Genomic DNA, 21,057 nt, shown 5'->3' with positions numbered 1-21,057 from the left:
CCTGACGCGCGGGCAGGCTTTGTCCTGCGCCGTCAATGGACACCGGATGGCCCAGTTTCCAAAGAAAATCACCGACGATCCCTATGCGGCAGCGGTCCTGATTCGCCGCCTGGTCACGGAACAGGGGGTCGTCTATTGGCGGCGCTACCTCGTCGCCTTCGCGCTGATGGCGGTCGCCGCAGGCGCAACGGCAGGCGCGACCTATGTGCTCGGCCAGGTCATCAACCAGGCCTATGTCGACAAGAACATCCCGGGCATCGCGATGTTCTCCGGGATCACGGTGATCCTGCTGTTCATCAAGGGCGTGGCGACCTACGGCCACATGGTGATCCTGACTAAGATCAGCAACGCCATCCTCGCCACCAACCAGCGCCAGCTGTTCGCAAAACTGATGCGCGAAAGCGTCGGCTTCTTCTCCGAGCGGCATTCGTCCGAATTTCTGGCGCGGCTGACGGCCGGCGCCAAGTCGATTACGGACGTGCTCAACATGCTGGTCAACGCCGTCGGGCGCGACCTCATGATGCTGCTCGCCATGATCGGCGTGATGGTGTGGCAGGACCCGGTGATGTCGTTCATCGGCCTCGTCGTGGTGCCGCCGGCGATGCTGGTGCTGCGCAAGCTGGTCAAGCGCATCAAGGGCCTCGCCTACAACCAGTTCACCGGAACCGCCGACATCATGGAGACCATGCAGGAATCGCTGCAAGGCATCCGCACGGTGAAGGCGTTCACGCTCGAAGACACGATGCAGAGCCGCATCGACGAGAACATCGCCATCGTCGAGCGCAACGCCAACAAGATGGCGCGCGTCGCCAACCGCTCCAACCCGCTGATGGAAATGCTCGGCGGCTTCGCGGTCGCCGGCTGCCTGCTCTATGGCGGCTACAGCGTGGTCGCGCTCAACGCCACGCCGGGCGCGTTCTTCTCCTTCATGACCGCGTTCCTGATGGCGACCGAGCCCGCCAAGCGGCTGGCGCGGCTCAACATCGACTTGAACAGCCAGCTCGTCGGCGCGCGCATGCTGCTCGAAGTGGTCGACAGCCCGGCGAGCGAGCACTCCGACGACGACAAGCCGGCGCTGAAGCTCTCCGACGCCCGGATCGAGCTGCGCGATGTCAGCTTCTCCTATCGCGCCAACGAGACCGTGCTCAACCGCATGAGCTTCGTCGCCGAGCCCGGCAAAGTCACCGCGCTGGTCGGGCCCTCCGGCGGCGGCAAGTCGACCGTGCTGGCGCTGCTGCTGCGCTTCTATGAGGTGACGCAAGGCGACATCGTGATCGACGGCCAGTCGATCGGCGCAATCTCACGCAAATCGCTGCGGGCGCAGACCGCCTATGTCGGGCAGGACGTCTATCTGTTCCGCGACACCATCCGGAGCAACATCGCCTTCGGCCGGCCCGGCGCGAGCGCGGACGAGATCACCGAGGCGGCGAAGGCGGCTTGCGCGCATGATTTCATCATGGGCTTCCCGCTCGGCTACGACACGCCGGTCGGCGAGCACGGCACGCAGCTTTCAGGCGGCCAGCGCCAGCGCATCGCCGTGGCGCGCGCGCTGATCAAGAACGCGCCGATCATCCTGCTTGATGAAGCCACCGCAGCGCTCGATTCCGAATCCGAGCGGCAGGTGCAGGAGGCGATCGAGCATCTCTGCCACAACCGCACCACCATCGTGATCGCGCATCGCCTGCACACCATCATGCACGCCGACAGCATCCTGGTAATCGAGGGCGGCGAAATCGTCGAGCAGGGCCGGCATGACGAGTTGCTCCGCCGCGGCGGCCGCTATGCCTCGTTCTTCCGCCTGCAACACCACGATGCCGGCGCTCTGGCGCCGATCAGCGCAACCGCATAGAATTTCCTTCACCTCAAGAGCAGCGAGACCCGCATGAACGCCGCCTCCTACGTCATCCCGCTTCCGCCCCAGGCTTCGCTTCCCGTCGTCGGCGAAAGCGGCCGCTATCCGGTGCGCCGCATCTGGTGCGTCGGCCGCAACTATCTCGAGCACATCCGCGAGATGGGCAATGACGAGCGTGCCCCGCCGTTCTTCTTCGCCAAGCACGCCGATATGCTGGTGCCCGACGGCGCCACCATTCCCTATCCGCCGCTGACCAAGGATTTGCATCACGAGGTCGAGCTGATCGTCGCGATGAAGAGCGGCGGCCTGAACATTCCCGCCGAGAAGGCGCTGGATCACGTCTACGGCTATGCCGTCGGCATCGACCTCACCCGCCGCGACCTCCAGATCGCCTCGCGCAAGAAGGAGCGCCCCTGGGAGATCGGCAAGTCGTTCGATGGCTCCGCTCCGTGCTCCGCGATTCAGCCGGCCTCGAAGATCGGCCATCCCGCCAAGGGCAAGATCTGGCTCACGGTCAACGGCAAGGAGGCCCAGAAGGGCGATCTCACCGAGCTGATCTGGAACGTGCCCGAGATCATCTGGCAGCTCTCGCAGCAGGTGAAGCTCGCCGCCGGCGACATCATCATGACGGGCACCCCGGCCGGCGTGTCGCAGCTCCAGCCCGGCGACAAGCTCGAATGCGGCGTCGACGGTGTCGGCGGGCTGAAGGTGTCGATCGGCCAGCCCGAGTAAGCTGCGCCACATCCCGAAATCGAAAGGCCCCGGACGTGTCCGGGGCCTTTTCTATTCGGATCGGACTACCATGCCTTCACCGGCCGATTGGCGTGGCTCACCTGCGGCACACCGCGATTGAGCGACATGTGCGAATGCACACATAGCCAGCCATTGCCATCCCTCGAAAAGATCATGGTCGCTCGCCCGGGCCGCGCAAACGCGCTGCCATCGGGATGATAGCCCGTGCTCGTCCACGGCGCGATCACGGTTGCCATCGTGCCGTCGGGAGATGCCAGAATCGAGGTCTGGTCGACGACGAAACGGAAGTCGCTCGTCTTCGGCCAGACGTTGTCCCATTGCGTTGTGACCCATTGGTCGAGGCCAGGGATGACATCGTTATGCGTGCCGAAGGCAAGCACATCCGGATGGAAGAGCGGCCGCGCCGAGGCGTAGTCGACCTCGCGGACGTAGCCGGCGAAGGTCTCCAGCCACGCCAGGAAGAATTGCTTCGTCTCGCTGTCGGCGGTCGGCAAGAGGGCCATCACCTGCTCCATCTTCGGCACCTCGATCACGGCAAGCTTTGTTGCCATGGGAGAGACCTTCCAGCAAGATGTGGACCACGAGAGCCCCCCCGGTGGAGATCGATCGACCAGCCGGCCTGATTTCATGGAGCCAGACTCATGAGACGCCTTCTCCTGCTTGCGGCCACGCTTGTGGTCACCTGCAACGCTGCCAGCGCGCAGTCCAGCAAACCCTATGCGGGCCTCGAGCAGCGTCCCGTCAAGGCGTTGTCGCACCAGCAGATCGACGATCTCCAGAGCGGACGCGGTATGGGCCTCGCGCTTGCCGCTGAGCTCAATGGATATCCCGGCCCCAGCCACGTTCTCGAGCTCGGTGATCGCCTCGAGCTGACCGCGGATCAGCGCGCCGAGATTCAGCACCTCTTCGATTCGATGAAGCAAGAGACGGTCCCGCTGGGCAACAAGCTCGTCGAGCAAGAGAGGGAGTTGGACAACCTGTTCTCCGCCCGCGCCGTGACGCCGGAGTCGCTCAAGGCAACCATCGTTGCCATTTCGGAAACGCAGGGCCGGCTCCGCGAGAGCCACCTCAAGTATCATTTATCGACCGCGGCCTTGCTCGATCAGAGCCAAATGCAACGATACGCAGAGCTGCGAGGCTACCAGCGCCCTGATAGCTCTGCAGGGCACAAACACCATCACTAGACGGTGCTGACAGCCTGCTTCGCTGCAATCCGCTAATCAGCGGAGCGCAATCCGCCAACGCATCGCGCCACATCACGTGGCGTCAATTGCCGATGCACCGAATGGTGGATTAGGCTTTCGCTAATCCACCCCACGCATCTACGTCACCACAACGCCGACAACACGATCAAGCCGAGGACCAGCGCGGTCAGCGAGTATTTCAGCGTGTAATAGACGTTGCGATTCCATGCCTTGACCTTTCGGCTGGCGAGATGGATCTCATAGAGCTTGCCGAACACCTTGTTGAGCATACCGACATTCTCGCCGTCGACGTTCTGGGTCGCCGACGCCTTGACGATGTGACGGCTGACCCAGCGGTTGACCGCGGTCATGAAGCCGTACTTCATCGGGCGCTCGACGTCGCAGAACAGGATGATGCGGTTGACGTCGGTCGCGTTCTCGGCGCTGTGGATGAAGGTCTCGTCGAACATGAAGGCCTCGCCGTCGCGCCAGACGCATTCGACGCCGTCGACCAGGATGCGGCACTTGCTGGAGTTCGGCGTGACCAGCCCGAGGTGGTAGCGCAGCGAGCCGGCGAAGGGATCGCGGTGCGCCCCTAACTTGCCGCCCGGCGGCAGCATCGCGAACATCGCGCCGTGCACGCTCGGGATCGCATTGAGCAGCTCCACCGTCTTCGGGCACAGCGTCCGCGCCGAGGGCAGGAAGTCGTCATACCATTTCAGGTAAAAGCGCTTCCAGCCGCTCTTGAAGAACGAGTAGAAGCCCCAGTCGTTGTTCCTCGCGGCCGCGCGGATGAAGCCTTCGTCGAACAGGCGCACGGCCTCGTCGCGGATCGTCTCCCAGTTCGCACTGAGCGGCTTCAACTCCGGAAATTGCTCGACCGGGATTACCGGCTTGTTCGGCACCGCCGAGCCCGCATACATCAGCACATTGTAGGGCGCGAGGTAGGTCGAGTGATCGCCGAGCTGGCGCGCAAAGCGCAGTCGCTGCTTGCCGCGGAAGTGAACGTAAATCGTCGAGGCCGCAAGCACATAAAGGACGACAAGTTGGGGTGCAAAAAGCTGTTTCAGCATATCCCCGTTCCCCAGAGACTTAGCTGAGGACGTCATCTACCTTGAGCCAGGCCGAGCGGCAATATATTCACCGCTGCGTTGCGGTCACACTGGCGAGAGCACAGGGATGGCCCGCCGAAACCCAGCCGCTCACGCCCGCGACAGCGCCTGCAGACCCTTGAAGGTCAAACGCTTGGGGTCGGTCACCCCGGCGAGATAGAGCTGGCGGATAAAGGCAACGACAGCGTTGCGGTCGCAATCGGTCAGCGCGACGAGGGCGTCGACCGCGATCTTCTGGGCTTCCATTGGGCTCACCTCGGCCTTGCGAGTAACCCCGGCCGAGACAGGCTAGGAGTCCGCGGTTAATCCGACGTTAACCGTTTGGACAGAGTGGCCGATTCACCCCGATGACCGAATACGCAAAACAACGCATTGGCGGCAGCGATGCTCAGCGTGCAGCGACGCTCTTCTTGAGCTGCGCAAAGTGCTTTTTCAGCCGCGGCACGGCAAAGTCGGTGAAGGCCCGCACCTTCGGCACGGAGAGCCGGCCCTGCGGGCAAATCAGGTGCGCCGGCATCTCCGGATCCTTCTCGCCGGCCAGAACGATCTCGAGCTCGCCGCGCGCAACCTGCTCGGCCACCTGGTACGAATACATCCGCGCGACGCCGCGGCCGGCAACGGCGGAGGCTACGGCCGCGTAGGTGCTGTTGACGATGAGACGCGGCGTGAACTGGACCGTACGCGGCACCGAGCCATCGGCCTGCGGCGCGAAGGTCCAGGAATTGGGCAGATGCGCCATCGCCACGATCTGATGCTTGGCGAGATCGCCGGGCTCATTGAGGCGGGGATGCTGCTTCAGATAGCGTGGGGCTGCCACGACCACACGGCTGATCTCGCCGACCCGCATTGCCACCATCGCCGAATCCGCGAGGGGACCGATGCGAAGCGCGATGTCGATGCCCTCCTCGATCAGATTGACCGCGCGATCGAACAGCAACAGCTTGGCCGACACCGTCGGACAGGCATCGAGAAACGCATCCAGGATCGGCCTCAGCACCATCTCGCCCGACACCACGGGAGCGGTGATCGTGAGCAGGCCGCGCGGCGCCGAGCGCGGTCCGGCCGCGATGTCGTCGGCCTCCTCCAGCTCGGTGAGCACGCGGCGGCAGATCACGACATAGCGCTCCCCCTCCTCACTGAGCTTGATCGAGCGCGTCGTCCGATGCAGCAGCTCGGCGCCGACCCGCTCCTCGAGAAAGGCGATGGCGCGGCTCACCGCCGCCGGCGAGCGGCCGAGCTTGCGGCCGGCGGCAGCCAGGCTGCCCTCGTCCACCGCAAGGACGAACACTTTCATCGCATCCAGACGATCCATGCCTACCCGCCGCCCCTCTCAGACACCGGCCGCAGGCTAGGCGTTCCCCTCCGCGGCGACAACCGTCGCCAGGCGCCGCCCCGGCATTCGTACGCGCCGCGAAAGAGTGTCTGCCGGACGGCGTGTCTTCGCGGCCGGGCTACCGCGGCGTACCTCATGACGCAAGCCAGCTGAGTGCTGGCGCAGGTTCTGAAGGTCAACAACAGGAGCCCGTCATGGGTATCGAGCAGAAAGTCGCCATCATTACCGGTGCTTCGCAGGGCATCGGCGCCGCCCTGGTCCAGGGTTTTCGCGATCGCAACTACCGCGTCGTCGCAACCGCACGCTCCATCAAGCCGTCGGGTGACGACGACGTCCTCGCCGTGGCGGGCGATATCGCCGACCGGAGCACCGCCGAGCGTGTGGTTTCGCAGGCCGTCGCCCGCTTCGGGCGCGTCGACACGCTGGTCAACAATGCCGGCATCTTTGTCGCAAAGCCGTTCACGCAGTACACGGCCGAGGATTACGCGGCGGTGATGGGCACCAACGTCGCGGGCTTCTTCCACATCACGCAGCTCGCCATCGCCGAGATGGAGAAGCAGGGTTCGGGTCACGTCGTCCAGATCACGACCACGCTGACCGATCAGGCCAATTCCAACGTCCCCTCGGTGCTGGCCTCGCTGAGCAAGGGAGGCCTGAACGCCGCGACCAAGTCGCTCGCGATCGAATACGCCAGGCGCGGCATTCGCGTGAACGCGGTCTCGCCAGGGATCATCAAGTCGCCGATGCACCCGGCCGCGACACATGCCCAGCTCAACGCACTGCACCCCGTGGGCCACATGGGCGAGATGTCCGACATCGTCGGTGCCGTCCTTTATCTCGAGGGCGCCTCCTTCGTCACCGGCGAGATCCTGCATGTCGACGGCGGCCAGAGCGCCGGCCACTGAGCGTGAGAGGAAGGCCACAATGCCCATCGTCACAATCCAGGTGACCCGCGAAGGAACGACGCCGCGAGCGGCGTCGCTCACCGCGGAGGAGAAAGCCGCGCTGATCAAGGGATCGAGCCAGCTGCTGCTCGACGTGCTCGGCAAGCCGCTCGATTCGACCTTCGTCGTGATCGAGGAGGTCGACCTGGACAATTGGGGCTGGGGCGGCCTGCCCGTGCCGGAATTCCGGCGGCGCCGCGCCCAGACCGGATGATCCGCGCGCCATTGAGCGCAGGAGGATGACATGACCAACGCAGATATGAAGCAACAGGTCGAGACCCGGCTGCACCCGCAGCCGGGATCAAACTCAGGGTCAACGTCCCAAAGAACCTGGCGATATGCCGTGGCAGGATTGTCCGCATCACTGGTCGGCCTTGGCCTCGCCCGCTTTTCCTATACCCCGCTGATCCCGGCCCTGATCGCGGCAAAATGGTTCAGCGCATCAGACGTCGTCTATCTCGGTGCGGCGAACCTTGCCGGCTATCTCGCCGGCGCGCTCGCGGCGCGGAGTGTCGCCAGCCGCATCGGCGCGGTTCGCGCGTTGCGGGCGATGATGCTGCTTGCCACCCTCTCCTTCTTCGCCAGCTCGTCGCCGGTGTCGTTCACCTGGTTCTTCGCCTGGCGCTTCCTCTCCGGCCTCACTGGCGGAATCATCATGGTGCTGGCGGCCTCCGTCATTCTGCCGCACACCTCAGCTGCGAGGCGCGGCATCATCGGCGGCGTGATCTTCGCCGGCGTCGGCCTCGGCGTCGCCGCATCGGGCACGCTGGTGCCGCTGCTGCTGCAACAGGGCTTGCAGCAGAGCTGGTATGGGCTCGGCGTGCTCTCCGCCGTGCTCACGCTCGCGAGCTGGTGGAACTGGCCCGCCGAAGCGAACAGCGATACTCCGCCCGCTCAAGCCAAGCACCATCAAACCTCGGCCATCGCCCGCGCGCTGCTGATCCAGTACGGCCTCAACGCGGTCGCCCTGGTGCCGCACATGGTCTTCCTCGTCGATTTCGTGGCGCGCGGCCTCGGCCAGGGTATTGCCGCGGGATCGCGCTATTGGGTGCTGTACGGTCTCGGCGCCATCGTCGGCCCGCTCGCCACCGGCCATCTCGGTGACCGCGCCGGCTTCGGTCCGGCGCTACGCGCGGCCTTTCTGATCGAGGCGGCCGCCGTGCTGCTGCCGACCGTCAGCACCGCACCTCTTTCGCTGATCGTATCGAGCATTGTGGTCGGCGGCTTCACGCCCGGCATCGTGCCCCTGGTGCTCGGGCGCATCCACGAGCTCGTGCCACATTCGGCCGAACAACAGCGCGCGACCTGGAGCCACGCCACTACGAGCTTTGCGCTGTTCCAGGCGGCAGCGGCCTACGGGTTCTCGTGGATCTATGCGCAGACCGGTGGCGACTATCTGGTCCTGTTCGGACTCGGCGGTGCGGCGGTGGTGCTGGCACTGGCGATCGACCTTGGCCTCGCGCTCACTACGCGCAAGGCATAGATGCAGCCCGCGGCGTGATCAGGAATATCGCATCACGCCGTCGTCGATCCGGCCGAAGCGCAAGGAGACGATGTCGAGCGCGTAGTTCTGGTACAGCCGCCACGGCTGCTTCGAGCCCTGCTTCGGCATCTTGGCAACCGAGCGCTGCACGTATCCCGAGGTGAAGTCCAGCGACGGCTGCGCGGTGATCTCGGGGTCGTCGTTGTGCGGCATGCACTGGCGGAAATTGTGCCGGTCCATGTAATTGATGAGCCGGCAGACATATTCGCAGGTGAGGTCGCATTTCAGCGTCCAGGACGCATTGGTGTAGCCGAAGGCCGAGGCCATGTTGGGCACGTCGGCATACATCATGCCCTTGTAGGTCAGCGTGTTGGCGAAATCCACGGCACGGCCGTCGACACTGACGTCGAGACCGCCGACGACCTGGAGCACCAGCCCGGTCGCCGTCACGATGATGTCGGCGGCAAGCTCGCTGCCGTCCTTCAGGCGAATGCCGTCGCGCGTGAACGTGTCGATCTCGCTCGTGACGACGGAGGCGCGCTGCTCGCGGATCGCCTTGAACAGGTCGCCGTCAGGCACCAGGCACAGCCGCTGGTCCCAGGGATTGTAGCGCGGCGTGAAATGGGTGGCGACGTCGTAGTCGGGGCCAAGCGCCATCTGCACGCCCTTGAGGACCAGCTCCTTGACCTTCGCAGGGCGGCGCCGGCTGAGCTGGAAGAAGAACATCCCCCACATCACGTTGCGCCAGCGGATGACATGATAGGCAAGCCGCGTCGGCAGGTTACGGCGGATCTTGTTGGCGACCGGATCCTGCGCAGGGCGCGACACCACGTAGGTCGGAGAGCGCTGCAGCATGGTGACCTGCGCCGCCTTCTTGGCGAGCTCCGGCACCAGCGTCACCGCGGTCGCGCCCGAGCCGATCACCACGACGCGCTTGCCCGCGTAGTCGATGTCCTCGGCCCATTTCTGCGGATGGACGATGCGGCCGGCGAAATCAGCGGCGCCCTTGAACTCCGGCGTGTAGCCCGCCTCGTATTTGTAATAGCCCGAGCACATGAACAGGAAATTGCAGGTGAAGCGCACCACCTCGGTCGCGCCCTCGCCCGTGATGCGCTCGGCCTCGATGGTCCAGCGCGCGTCCGGCGTCGACCACGACGCGCGCTTGACGCGATGGCGGAAACGGATGTGCTTCTCGATGCCGTTCTCGGCCGCGGTCTCGCGCACATAGTTCAGGATCTGCGGCCCGTCGGCGATCGCCTTCGGATCGGTCCACGGCTTGAACGAATAGCCGAGCGTGAACATGTCGCTGTCGGAGCGGACGCCGGGATAGCGAAACAGGTCCCAGGTCCCGCCGATGCAGTCGCGCCCCTCCAGGATGACGTAGCTCTTGGCCGGGCACTTGCTCTGCAGATGATAGCCGGCGCCGATGCCGGATAACCCGGCACCGACGATGAGGACGTCGAAATGTTCTTGTTGCATGGTTTCCTCCGCCGGCGAGGATTGTCGGACCGTCGCCGCTGGCCGTCAATTGGCAATCGGCCGTGCAGCAACTGCAAAGCGAGTTGAATTCCATGCGCCGAAACAACAAAGCCCCGGATCACTCCGGGGCTTTGCGTCGATGCTCAGTCGAACCGGCAGATCAGTAGCGGTAGTGGTCCGACTTGTACGGACCTTCCTGCTTGACGCCGATGTAGTCGGCCTGGTCCTTGCGCAGCTCGGTGAGCTTGACGCCGATCTTGGCGAGGTGCAGGCGCGCGACCTTCTCGTCGAGCGACTTCGGCAGCACGTAGACTTCCTTCTTGTACTTGCCGTCCTTGTTGTTGGCGAACAGCTCGATCTGCGCCAGCGTCTGGTTGGTGAAGGACGCCGACATCACGAAGGACGGATGGCCCATCGCGTTGCCGAGGTTCACGAGGCGGCCCTCCGACAGCATGATGATGCGGTGCTTGTCGGGGAATTCGATCTCGTCGACCTGCGGCTTGATGTTGGTCCACTTCAGGTTACGCAGACCCGCGATCTGGATCTCGTTGTCGAAGTGACCGATGTTGCAGACGATGGCGCGATCCTTCATCGCGCGCATGTGCTCGATGGTGATGATGTCCTTATTGCCGGTGGCGGTGACGAAGATGTCGGCGCGGGGAGCGGCGTCTTCCATCGTCACGACCTCGTAGCCCTCCATCGCCGCTTGCAGCGCGCAGATGGGATCGACTTCCGACACCATGACGCGGCAGCCGGCCTGGCGCAGCGAGGCCGCCGAACCCTTGCCGACGTCGCCGAAGCCCGCGACCATCGCCACCTTGCCCGACATCATCACGTCGGTACCGCGGCGGATGCCGTCGACCAGCGATTCACGGCAGCCATAGAGGTTGTCGAACTTCGACTTGGTGACGCTGTCGTTGACGTTGATGGCGGGCCACAGCAGCGTGCCGGCCTTCTGCATGTCATAGAGACGATGCACGCCAGTGGTGGTCTCTTCGGAAACGCCCTTGATGCTCTTGGCGATCTCGGCGAAGTAGCCCTTCGGCTTCTCCTTGAGCTGCTTCTTCAGAAGCGCGAAGAAGACTTCCTCTTCTTCCGAACCCGGCTTGTCCAGGAACGCGGCGTCGCCGTTCTCGGCGCGCAGACCGAGATGGACGTACATGGTGGCATCGCCGCCGTCATCGAGGATCATGTTCGGGTGACCGCCGCCGTGCCAGTCAAACAGCTTGGCGGTGTAGTCCCAGTAGTCTTTCAGCGTCTCGCCCTTGACGGCGAAGACGGGAATGCCGGCGGCTGCGATCGCAGCGGCGGCGTGGTCCTGGGTCGAATAGATGTTGCAGGAGACCCAGCGAATGTCGGCGCCGAGCGCCGCCAGCGTCTCGATCAGCACGCCGGTCTGGATCGTCATGTGCAGCGAGCCGGCGATGCGCGCGCCCTTCAGCGGCTGCTTCGGGCCGTACTCCTCGCGGGTGGCCATCAGGCCGGGCATCTCGGTCTCGGCCAGCGAGAGCTCCTTGCGGCCGAAATCGGCGAGCGAAATGTCCTTGACGATGTAATCGGTGAAGCCGGGCTTCGCGTTCATAGTGGGTTCCTGTTTGTTTGGCTCGTCATTCCGGGACGCTCGTGAAACGAGCGAACCCGGAAACCAGCAGTTCGAGATTCCGGGTTCGCCGCTGTTGCGGCGCCCCGGAATGACGCAAGTGACTTAGAGTGCGCGCTTGAGCTGCTCGACGAGGTCGGTCTTCTCCCAGGAGAAGCCGCCCTCGTTGTCGGGCGTGCGGCCGAAATGGCCGTAGGCCGAGGTGCGCGCGTAGATCGGGCGGTTGAGGTCGAGATGGCTGCGGATGCCGCGGGGCGTCAGATCCATCGCCTGCGCCGCCGCCTTCTCGAGCTGCTCCTCCGGCACCTTACCGGTGCCGTGGGTGTCGATGTAGATCGACAGCGGACGCGCCACGCCGATGGCGTAGGCGAGCTGGAGCGTGCAGCGGTCGGCAAGGCCGGCAGCGACGATGTTCTTGGCGACGTAGCGCGCGGCATAAGCCGCCGAGCGGTCGACCTTGGTCGGATCCTTGCCGGAGAACGCGCCGCCGCCATGCGGGGCCGCGCCACCATAGGTGTCGACGATGATCTTGCGGCCGGTCAGGCCGGAGTCGCCGTCGGGACCACCGATGAAGAACTTGCCGGTCGGGTTGATGTGCCAGATCGTCTTCGGCGTGATCCAGTCCTTCGGCAGCGCCTCGCGCACATACGGCTCGACGATGTCGCGGATCTGCTTGGACGAGATGTCCTCGACCAGGTGCTGATGCGAGACCACGATCTCGCGCACGCCGACCGGCTTGCCGTTCTCGTACTGCACGGTGACCTGGCTTTTGGAGTCCGGACCGAGCACCTTCTCCTTGCCGGAGTGACGGGCTTCGGAGATCAGGCGCAGGATCTTGTGGGCGTAGAAGATCGGCGCCGGCATCAGATCGGGCGTCTCGTTGGTGGCGTAACCGAACATGATGCCCTGGTCGCCCGCGCCCTCTTCCTTGACCTCGCCCGGCTGAAGCGCATCGACGCCCTGGGCGATGTCGGCCGACTGCGGATGCAGCAGGATCTCGATGTCGCAGGTCTTCCAGTGGAAGCCTTCCTGCTCGTAGCCGATGTCCTTGATCGCACCCCGGACGACGCCCTCGATCTGCTCGTTGGTCACCGACTTCGGACCGCGGGTCTCACCGGCGATCACCACCTTGTTGGTGGTCGCCAGGGTCTCGCAGGCGGCGCGAATCTGCCAGGGGTCGATGCCGGCCTTGGGCCCTTCGCGGTAGAACAGATCGACGATCTCGTCGGAGATCCGGTCGCACACCTTGTCCGGATGGCCCTCGGACACGGACTCGCTGGTGAAGAGATAGGACGCGCGCATCAGTAACCCCTTGTTCCGCCGCTAAACCGGCGGGCGTTTGCGATGTTTACCTGTGGATGGTGTCAATCACGCCGGCGCGAGATGACGTAGGATTCGTCGAGAAACCAGAGCCCATTGTACTTCCGCAGCACGTCCCTGGCGGCATCCAGAGTGCGGCCGTTTTGAGTCATTTCTGTCAACCGGTCGTCCTCAATCTGAGCGACATACACCGCCGCATTCCACGCTGCAAAGGCTGTCGAGGTTCCGATGGTGCCGGTTACCTCGTTGGGCAGCGCTTCCATATCATACCTGAAGATCGAGCGGTTATCCGCATATGCATTAAAATTTAAGTCGCGGCCCAACGAACCAAGTTCATACTTAACGGCGCGCAATAGCTCATGACGGCTCACAGCGAAAGGATTTTCTCCGGGCCAGATTGCCTGGATCATTTCCATGCCCGGATCCTGGCCATGGGAGTGGATTCCGATCAGCCGGCCTCCCGGCCGAAGCGCCCGCGCCAGCGGGGCGATGATCCGCTTGGCCCGGAAGTTGACCGAGGACAGGGCCCGGTAGGGCTGGGATGCGATGACGAGGTCGAAATTGGCCTCGGTCTGGCCCGGCCGCGGAATGGTCGAATCCAGCAGGAATCTGTGGTCCTCGCGATAGAGCACCAGGACGACCGGCCGTTCGTACAGCGGCATGGCGGTGCGTGGGCTGATCGCGGCGCGCCAGTTCTGCTCCAGGAACGGTCTCAGCTCCGCGATCTGCTGCTCGAACTCACCTGAAGAGGCGCCCCGCAGCGGGACCTCGTGCCAGACGGTCGCAGCCGCCGCCGCAGGCGATGACGGCGTGAGCCAGGGCGCCTCCGAGTAGAACATGTTGGTGAAGACGAAAACCGACGCCGGATGCTCGAAAATGCGGTCCGGCACCTTCTCCAGCGTCAGGCGCAGGTCCTCGAGGCTGAGCTCCTTGCCGGCGACGTAGAACGGCATGTGCGGGTAGCGCTGATGCGTCGCGCGCAGCACCCGCGCCAGAACCGTGCCGTCGCCGACGCCGGCGTCGAACACGCGCAAGGCCGGCGGGCGCGGATGGATGGAGGAAAGCTCCAGTGCGACCCTGTCGGCGACCACCCGCTTCTCGCTGCAGGTGTGGACGAACAGCAGGTACTTCTGGCGATTCTCGAAGAAACGGAAATTGCCGCGTGGATCGCGCTTTTCGGGCGGCACCTGAAGCCCGCGCGGCGGCGGCACGCCGCCGGCCATCGATGCCGCCATATAGGCCTGGATCCGGTCCAGCGTATCGATGGTGATGCGCTTGCCCTCGCGCAGGCGATGCACCAGCTTCCCATCGTTCACCGCGCGCCGGCCGAACGTCGATTCCGCCATGTCCGCCTTGCGGCAGAACTCGGTGATTTGGCTCAGAATTTCGTCGTTTTTCATGGGTGGGACGCGGTGGGCAGAAAAGTTGGGCTTCGCCTCCTAGCAAAATCTGCCCACTAAGGGAATAGAGGATCAAGGCGTCTCCCCACCGTTCGCGCCGCCGCGAGCCGTGAACCCATGCACCCCGCCGGGCAACAAACAGGCGCTTCTCTCCGATGGGGCCATCGCCATGCGCCGCCTGCTCGTCGCGCTCAGCCTGCTCGCCGTAACCCTGTGGTCCGCGCCCGCTGTCGCGCAGGCGCGCAACCAGCTTGGGCCGCTCTGCACCACCGACACGACGCCAGCGGACAAGATGATCGACGCCTGCACCAAGATCATCGCCTTGAAGGTGTTTCGGGGCGAGCAGCTTGCGACGATCCATTTCTGGCGCGCGGTGGGCTGGAACAAGAAGGGCGACTACGCAAAAGTCATCACCGACGCCACCGAAGCGATCCGGCTCCAGCCGAGCCAGGCGGCCTACAACCTGAGGGGATCGGCCTTTTACGACAAAGGCGACTACGATATCGCGATCGCCGATTTCGACGACGCGCTGAAGCTCGGCGCGCCCAGCGGCATCATCTTCCACAACCGCGGCAATGCCTGGCGCGGCAAGCACGACTATGCCAAGGCCATTGCCGATTACGACATGTCGATCAAGGCCGATCCGAAATCCGCGTTCTCGTTCCAGAACCGCGGTATCTCGAAGGAGGCGCTCGGCGATCTCGACGGCGCGCTCGCCGACATCAACCAGGCGATCCGCTTAGACCCCTCGCTGCCCCAGCCGCTGATCAACCGCACCGCGATCTGGCGCGCCAAGGGCGATCTCGATCGCGCCATCGCCGACGGCAGCGAGGCGATCCGGCTCGCCAGGGACAAGCCGCCGGCCAACATCATGACACCGCCGAACAGCGTGCTGATCTCCGGCTACACCCATCGCGCGCTGGCCTATGAAGCGAAGGGCGACTACGCAAGCGCGCGCGAGGACTACAAAGCGGCGCTCGCGATCGTGGCGTCGGACGCCGGCAGCAAGGCCAGCCAAGCCACCGCAAAGGTGCGGCTGTCGCTGGTGACGGATACGAGCGCCCCGATCCCCCGCGATGCGCCCTCGCCGGCGACGCAGCCGACCGCGGCCCCTGCCCCGCAGCAGAGGACGGGCGCAGCGCAGATCCCCTCGCCCGCTCGCGGTGCACGCATGGCGCTCATCATCGGCAACGGCGCCTATGCGCATGTCAAGGCACTGCCCAATCCGGCCAGCGATGCACGCGCTGTCGCCAAGAGCCTGCGCGACATCGGCTTCACCGTGTCCGAGGGCGTCGATCTCGACCGCGCCGCGATGCAGAAGATGACGCGCGACTTCTTGCGGGAGGCCGCGCGGGCGCAGGTTGCGGTGGTCTATTATGCCGGCCATGGCGTCCAGGTCGACGGCCGCAACTACCTCATTCCCGTCGACGTTGAGCTCAAGCCCGGCACTGATATGACCGAGGCGATGATCGACATGGACACGATCATGGCGGGCCTCGACGACCAGGTTCGCACCAACATCCTGATCTTCGATGCCTGCCGCAACAATCCCATGGCGCAGCAGGTCGCATCCGCCGGCAGCAGTCGCGGCATCGAGGGCGCTTCGGGTCTCGCTGCACCGACGAGCCTCGGCAGCGGCGCGACGTTAGGGGCCGGCACGCTGATCGCATTCGCTACCGCGCCGGGCCAGGTCGCGCTCGACGGCGAAGGCGCGAATTCGCCGTTCTCCGCCGCGCTGTCTCGCCATCTCGGCACCCCGGGGTTGGAGGTGCAGCAGATGCTGACGCGGGTGCGGGCGGAGGTGGTCTCGAGCACCAAGAACAAGCAGGTGCCGTGGTCGAACTCGTCGCTGCTGGGCGAGGTCTATCTGGCGGAGAAGTGAGGGTGGGCTTGCGCGCTGGTTTTGAACAACGCGCTGTTCGCCCAACACTCAGGTGTCATCGCCCGGCTTGCCCGGGCGATCCGGTATTCCAGAGACTGTCGTGGGATACGGAGAAGCCGCAGCGTACTGGATTCCCCGCTTTCGCGGAGAATGACAGCAGCCACTTGGTATCTCAGTTGCCCCACACTTCCTTCGCGATCTCGACCGCAAGGCTCAGCTTCGCCCACTGCTCTTCCTCGGAGAGAACGTTGCCCTCTTCCGTCGAGGCAAAGCCGCATTGCGGCGACAGCGCGAGCTGCTCCAGCGGGGCGAACTTGGCGGCTTCTTCCAGACGGCGCTTGATGTCGTCCTTCTTCTCGAGCTCGCCGAACTTGGAGGTGATGACGCCGACCACCACGACCTTGTTGCCCTTGGGCAGGAAACGCAGCGGCTCGAAGCCGCCGGCACGGTCGCTGTCATATTCGAGGAAGTAGCCGTCGTAATTGGTGCCGGCGAGCATGGTCTCCGCGACCGGCTCATAGCCGCCCGAAGAAATCCAGGTCGAACGGAAATTGCCGCGGCAGACATGCGTCGTCACCACCATGTCGGCGGGCTTCTCGGCCAGCGCGTAGTTGATGATGCGGGCATAGATCTGCTGGAGACCGTCCGGATTGTCGCCGCGCTCGCGCGCCTTCTGCAGTTCATCCTGCGAGCAAAGATAGGCCCACACGGTGTCGTCGAACTGGAGATAACGGCAGCCGGCGTCGTAGAACGCCTTGACGGCTTTCCGGTAGGTCTTGCCGAGGTCTTCATAGAAGGCCTCGAGATCGGGATAGATGTCCTTGGAAATCGACTTGCGGCCGCCGCGGAAGTGCAGCACCGCCGGCGAAGGTATCGTCATCTTGGCGGTGACGTGGGCCTGGTCGGCGACCTTCTTCAGGAAACGGAAGTGGTCGAGCATCGGGTGGTTGTCGGGGAAGTCGAGCTTGTCGATCACCCGTACCGCGTCGTGGCGGGTCTGCACGCCTGCGAACTGGATGCCGGCGTCAGGATGAAACAGCTCGCAGCCGGTGAGCTTGGCGAGGAAGTCGAAATGCCACCAGGAGCGGCGGAATTCGCCGTCGGTCGCGAGCTTGAGACCGATCGAGGCCTGCTTGTGCACGACCTTCTCGATCTCCATGTCCTCGATCTTGCGCAGATCGTCGGCCGAGATCTCGCCCTTCTCGAGACGGCTGCGGGCTTCCTTGATCTTGGCCGGACGCAGGAGGCTGCCGACCTCGTCGGCGCGGAAAGGGGCTTTGGTTCGCTGCATGTCTTACTCCCTGGACATTTTAGTTTAGTGAGCCGCCGCCCCGGCGACGCCGAGATGGCGTTCCAGGACCGAGGGATCGGTTTTCAGCGCGGCGCTCGGAGCGTCGTGGACGATCGTCCCGCGCTCCAATATCACAACGCGGTCGGCCAGCCCCAGAATCTTTTGGGCGTTCTGTTCGACGATGATCGAGCAGATGCCGCCGGCCCGCGTGATGCTGCCGATCGCCTTCAAGAGCTCCTCGACGATGATGGGGGCAAGGCCCTCGGTCGGCTCGTCCAGCAGCAGCACTTTCGGGTTGAGGGTCAGCGCCCGGCCGATCGCCAGCATCTGCTGCTCGCCGCCGGAGAGCTGGTTGCCAAAGTTGCTCCGGCGCTCCTTCAGCCGCGGGAACATCTCGTAGACCTTCTCGACCGTCCAGGGACCGGGCTGAGCCACCGCGGTCATGTTTTCTTCCACGGTGAGCGAGCGAAAGATGTTGCGCTCCTGCGGCACCCAGCCGATGCCGGCGCGCGCCCGTTGGTCGGGCCGGAGCGAAGTGACATCGGTGCCGGCGAGCGCCACGCTGCCGGAGAAGCGACGGGTGACGCCGACGATCGAATTGATCAGCGTGGTCTTGCCGGTGCCGTTGCGGCCCAGCAGCGCCAGCACCTGGCCCTCGGCGAGGCGCAGGGACATGTTGGGCAGCACCACCGCCTCGCCATAGCCGGCGCGCAACGCCTCGATCGCGAGCAGGTCAGACATTGACCGCCTCCTCGCCGAGATAGACGGCCTTGACCTGCGGATCGCGCGCGACCTGCTCGGGCGGCCCCTCGGTGAGCAGCGCGCCCGAAACCAGCACGGAGATGCGATCGGCGAAGGAGAATACGAGGTCCATGTCGTGCTCGATCAAGAGCACGGTGACGTCGCGCGGCAGGCTGCCGACGACCGCGAGGATGTCGTGGCGCTCGCTCTCGGGCACGCCGGCGGCGGGCTCATCGAGCAGCAGCACGCGCGGCTTGGCGGCGATCGCGACCGCGATCTCGAGCAGGCGCTGCTTGCCGTAGGGCAGTGTCACGGTCTGTTCGTTCATGACGTCGAGCAGATGGAAGCGCGCGAGCAGATCGGCGATCTCGCCGTTGACGTCGCTGCGCGTCCCCATCCGCCGCCACCAGTCGCCGCCATGGCCGAGCCGCTCGGAAACGGCAAGGCCGATGGTCTCGAGCGGCGTCAGGTCAGGATAGAGCTGGTTGATCTGGAAGGTGCGCGACAGGCCGCGCAGCACACGCTTGTGCACGGGAAGATCGGTGATGTCCTGGCCTTCGAGCAGGATACGGCCCGAATTCGGCTTGAGCACGCCGGTGAGCTGGTTGATGACCGTGGTCTTGCCGGCGCCGTTCGGGCCGATCAGCGCGTGGCGGGCGCCCTGCTCGATCTTCAAGGACAGATCGCGGGTGACGCGCAGGCCGCCGAACTGCTTTTCGAGATTTTGGGTTTCGAGCACGATGGTCATGCGTCGCTCTCCGGCACGGCGACGACGGCCTTGCGTCCCGCAATCTGCCTGATGACCAGATTGGGCACATACAGCACCCAGCGGTGCAGGCGCTGACGGCCGACCAGCACGATCACGACCAGCACCAGGCCGATCCAGAACTGCCAGTATTGCGGGGTGATGGTGGAGAACACTTCCTGGAGCATGCGGAAGATCACCGCGCCAACCAGTCCGCCGTAGAGGTAACCGGTGCCACCGATGACGAGCACAAGCATCAGGTCGGCGGAGCGCTCGAAGGCAAACACGTCGAGCGAGGCGATCGCAGTGGTCTGGGTGAACAGCGCGCCCGCGACGCCAGCATAGAACGCCGCGAGCGTGTAGATCGCGATCAGGCGACGGTTGACGGGAATGCCGATCGCGGCGGCGCGCAGCGGATTGTTCTTGATCGCGCGCAGCGACAGGCCGAACGGCGAGTGCACGACGCGGCGGGCGAACAGGAAGAGCAGGAACAGGACAGCCAGTGAATAGAAGAAGCCGGCCTTGCCGAACATATCGAAGGGAATCTGGCCGAAGATCGGCTGCATCTCGATGCCCTGCAGGCCGTCGGTGCCGCCGGTGATGTTGGAGAAGCGCTCGGCGAGCGCTTCCAGCAGCAGCGCGATGCCGAGTGTCACCATCAGGCGCGTCAGATCGACGCCGCGGATCACCAGGAAACTAGTGGCAAAGCCGAGCACCATCGCGGCAAGGCCGGCGACGATCAGCGCCAGCACGGGCTCGTTCACGATACCGTGAAGCGCGAGAAGCCCCGCGGCATAGGCGCCGACGCCGAAGAAGGCGGCATGCCCGAGCGAGACGATGCCGGCATAACCGAGAATGAGATCGAGCGACATCGCAAACAGCGCCAGCCGCAGGATGTCGGTCATGATCAGATAGCGCGTGGGAAATGCAAAGCCGCAGGCCAGCACGATCAGCCAGAAGGCGACTTCGCCGTAGTGCCATCGCGCGTGGCGCTGGGCGTGATGACCGACGTCGGAGGAAGCGCTCATCGGCGAACTCAACGCGCGGCCGTGCGGCCGAACAGGCCGTTCGGACGCCAGATCAGGATCACGATCATCATGGTGTAGATCACGAAGGGGCCCATCTTCGGCACGTAATATTTGCCGGCGACGTCGCCGATACCGAGCAGGAGCGAGGCGAGGAACGGGCCGGTGATCGAGGACGAGCCGCCGACGGTGACCACGATCAGGAAGTAGATCATGAACTTCAGCGGGAAGTACGGATCGAGGCCGAGGATCTCGGCGCTGAGCGCGCCGCCGAGGCCGGCGAGCCCGCATCCAAATGCGAAAGTGAAGGCGAACACCTGCGGCACGTTGATGCCGAGGCCGCTGGCGGCGCGGGGATCGTCGACGGCGGCGCGCAAGCGGCTGCCGAAACGGGTCTTCGCCAGCACCATCTGAAGCGCGATGGTGAGCAGGCCGCAGATCACGATGATCATCAGCCGGTAACGGCCGATGCCGACGCCGAACAGGTCGAACTGCCCCTGAAGCGCCGCCGGCAGGTTGATGAAGACCCGTGATGACCCCTGGATATAGTCGACGGCGGCGACCGACATGAAGGTCAGGCCGATGGTGAACAGCACCTGATCGAGATGGCTGCGTGCATAGAGGTGGCGGTACAGCGTCCGTTCGAGCGCGATGCCGATCGCGGCGGAGGAGACGAAAGCGAGCGGCAGCGCTGCGAAGAACGGCCAGCCCATCCGGTTGACCAGCACCATGCAGACATAGCCGCCGGCCATGGCGAAGGCGCCATGGGCGAGATTGACGAAGTTCATCAATCCGAGCGTGACCGCAAGCCCGCAGGCGAGCACGAACAGCAGCATGCCGTAGGCGACGCCATCGAACAGGTTGGTGAGGATAGAGGTCATCGCGCGTCGATAATCATCTCAAGTGTGGCCGA

General features: G+C 64.7%; 20 protein-coding genes. 7 read left to right on the top strand and 13 right to left on the bottom strand.

Annotated elements, in window-relative coordinates; genetic code table 11:
* Nucleotides 1-46: 46 nt before the first annotated feature.
* Together AABA84_RS12075 and AABA84_RS12070 are read left to right on the top strand one after the other, a co-directional pair.
* Nucleotides 47-1,849 (top strand): ABC transporter ATP-binding protein, encoded by a 1,803-nt coding sequence (locus AABA84_RS12075; protein ID WP_212250607.1) that lies wholly within the window; start codon nt 47-49, stop codon nt 1,847-1,849.
* Between the two features lie 33 nt (nt 1,850-1,882).
* Complete coding sequence (locus tag AABA84_RS12070; RefSeq protein ID WP_338312158.1) at nt 1,883-2,584, top strand: fumarylacetoacetate hydrolase family protein; 702 nt, start codon at nt 1,883-1,885, stop codon at nt 2,582-2,584.
* Between the two features lie 65 nt (nt 2,585-2,649).
* On the opposite strand, the gene AABA84_RS12065 is transcribed toward AABA84_RS12070, so the two are convergent.
* Nucleotides 2,650-3,108, bottom strand: a complete 459-nt coding sequence (locus AABA84_RS12065) for a YybH family protein (RefSeq protein WP_338312199.1) — start codon at nt 3,106-3,108, stop codon at nt 2,650-2,652.
* Nucleotides 3,109-3,246: 138 nt separating this feature from the next.
* Here AABA84_RS12065 and AABA84_RS12060 point away from each other — a divergent pair, with 138 nt between their 5' ends.
* Nucleotides 3,247-3,789, top strand: coding sequence for a Spy/CpxP family protein refolding chaperone (locus AABA84_RS12060; protein WP_338306587.1), 543 nt, complete (start codon nt 3,247-3,249; stop codon nt 3,787-3,789).
* A 143-nt stretch (nt 3,790-3,932) separates the two neighbouring features.
* Here the strand turns inward: AABA84_RS12060 and AABA84_RS12055 are convergent, their stop codons facing one another.
* The 3 genes from AABA84_RS12055 to AABA84_RS12045 form a co-directional block, all read right to left on the bottom strand.
* Nucleotides 3,933-4,862 carry an aspartyl/asparaginyl beta-hydroxylase domain-containing protein gene (locus AABA84_RS12055; RefSeq protein WP_338312157.1) on the bottom strand — a complete coding sequence of 310 codons (930 nt, stop codon included), beginning with the start codon at nt 4,860-4,862 and terminating at the stop codon, nt 3,933-3,935.
* Between the two features lie 129 nt (nt 4,863-4,991).
* Complete coding sequence (locus AABA84_RS12050) at nt 4,992-5,147, bottom strand: hypothetical protein (protein ID WP_212250613.1); 156 nt, start codon at nt 5,145-5,147, stop codon at nt 4,992-4,994.
* A gap of 142 nt (nt 5,148-5,289) precedes the next feature.
* On the bottom strand, nt 5,290-6,213 hold the full coding sequence (locus AABA84_RS12045) for a LysR family transcriptional regulator (protein WP_338312156.1): 924 nt from the start codon (nt 6,211-6,213) through the stop codon (nt 5,290-5,292).
* A gap of 215 nt (nt 6,214-6,428) precedes the next feature.
* Between AABA84_RS12045 and AABA84_RS12040 the strand changes: the two genes are divergently transcribed.
* From AABA84_RS12040 to AABA84_RS12030, 3 genes are read left to right on the top strand one after another with little or no spacing between them, the layout of a single operon-like run.
* On the top strand, nt 6,429-7,139 hold the full coding sequence (locus AABA84_RS12040; RefSeq protein ID WP_212250617.1) for an SDR family NAD(P)-dependent oxidoreductase: 711 nt from the start codon (nt 6,429-6,431) through the stop codon (nt 7,137-7,139).
* 19 nt (nt 7,140-7,158) lie between these two features.
* Nucleotides 7,159-7,392, top strand: a complete 234-nt coding sequence (locus tag AABA84_RS12035) for a tautomerase family protein (RefSeq protein ID WP_338312155.1) — start codon at nt 7,159-7,161, stop codon at nt 7,390-7,392.
* 30 nt (nt 7,393-7,422) lie between these two features.
* The gene (locus AABA84_RS12030) at nt 7,423-8,661 is read left to right on the top strand and encodes a YbfB/YjiJ family MFS transporter (protein ID WP_445083407.1); all 1,239 of its coding nucleotides are present in this window, start codon (nt 7,423-7,425) and stop codon (nt 8,659-8,661) included.
* A gap of 18 nt (nt 8,662-8,679) precedes the next feature.
* Here AABA84_RS12030 and AABA84_RS12025 read toward each other — a convergent pair whose 3' ends face one another.
* The 4 genes from AABA84_RS12025 to AABA84_RS12010 all read right to left on the bottom strand — a co-directional run bounded on the left by AABA84_RS12025 (nt 8,680) and on the right by AABA84_RS12010 (nt 14,460).
* Entirely contained in the window at nt 8,680-10,140 is a 1,461-nt protein-coding gene (locus tag AABA84_RS12025; RefSeq protein ID WP_338312153.1) for a flavin-containing monooxygenase, read from the bottom strand.
* Nucleotides 10,141-10,300: 160 nt separating this feature from the next.
* The gene (ahcY, locus tag AABA84_RS12020) at nt 10,301-11,722 is read right to left on the bottom strand and encodes an adenosylhomocysteinase (RefSeq protein WP_212250625.1); all 1,422 of its coding nucleotides are present in this window, start codon (nt 11,720-11,722) and stop codon (nt 10,301-10,303) included.
* A gap of 123 nt (nt 11,723-11,845) precedes the next feature.
* On the bottom strand, nt 11,846-13,042 hold the full coding sequence (metK, locus tag AABA84_RS12015) for a methionine adenosyltransferase (protein WP_028143345.1): 1,197 nt from the start codon (nt 13,040-13,042) through the stop codon (nt 11,846-11,848).
* Between the two features lie 62 nt (nt 13,043-13,104).
* A complete protein-coding gene (locus AABA84_RS12010) occupies nt 13,105-14,460 on the bottom strand; it encodes a hypothetical protein (protein ID WP_212250627.1) in 1,356 nt (451 codons plus the stop codon).
* A 169-nt stretch (nt 14,461-14,629) separates the two neighbouring features.
* On the opposite strand from AABA84_RS12010, the gene AABA84_RS12005 reads away from it, so the two are divergent.
* A complete protein-coding gene (locus tag AABA84_RS12005) occupies nt 14,630-16,342 on the top strand; it encodes a caspase family protein (RefSeq protein WP_212250629.1) in 1,713 nt (570 codons plus the stop codon).
* 172 nt (nt 16,343-16,514) lie between these two features.
* Here the strand turns inward: AABA84_RS12005 and AABA84_RS12000 are convergent, their stop codons facing one another.
* The 5 genes from AABA84_RS12000 to AABA84_RS11980 are packed head-to-tail and all read right to left on the bottom strand — an operon-like array spanning nt 16,515 to nt 21,025.
* Entirely contained in the window at nt 16,515-17,633 is a 1,119-nt protein-coding gene (locus tag AABA84_RS12000; protein WP_338306594.1) for a cobalamin-independent methionine synthase II family protein, read from the bottom strand.
* 24 nt (nt 17,634-17,657) lie between these two features.
* A complete protein-coding gene (locus tag AABA84_RS11995; RefSeq protein WP_092261064.1) occupies nt 17,658-18,374 on the bottom strand; it encodes an ABC transporter ATP-binding protein in 717 nt (238 codons plus the stop codon).
* Nucleotides 18,367-19,122: an ABC transporter ATP-binding protein gene (locus AABA84_RS11990; RefSeq protein ID WP_212250633.1), complete on the bottom strand. Its 756-nt coding sequence runs from the start codon at nt 19,120-19,122 to the stop codon at nt 18,367-18,369. Before AABA84_RS11990 ends, AABA84_RS11995 begins: the two co-directional genes overlap by 8 nt.
* The gene (locus tag AABA84_RS11985) at nt 19,119-20,147 is read right to left on the bottom strand and encodes a branched-chain amino acid ABC transporter permease (protein ID WP_095425617.1); all 1,029 of its coding nucleotides are present in this window, start codon (nt 20,145-20,147) and stop codon (nt 19,119-19,121) included. Before AABA84_RS11985 ends, AABA84_RS11990 begins: the two co-directional genes overlap by 4 nt.
* Nucleotides 20,148-20,155: 8 nt before the next feature.
* Nucleotides 20,156-21,025, bottom strand: a complete 870-nt coding sequence (locus tag AABA84_RS11980) for a branched-chain amino acid ABC transporter permease (protein ID WP_212250637.1) — start codon at nt 21,023-21,025, stop codon at nt 20,156-20,158.
* Between the last annotated feature and the right edge of the window lie 32 nt (nt 21,026-21,057).

Source organism: Bradyrhizobium sp. TM239, from assembly GCF_036247985.1.
Taxonomy (GTDB): domain Bacteria; phylum Pseudomonadota; class Alphaproteobacteria; order Rhizobiales; family Xanthobacteraceae; genus Bradyrhizobium; species Bradyrhizobium ottawaense.
The sequence above is the reverse complement of the archived record's forward strand: the minus strand, read 5'-3'. Positions and strand labels throughout refer to the sequence as shown.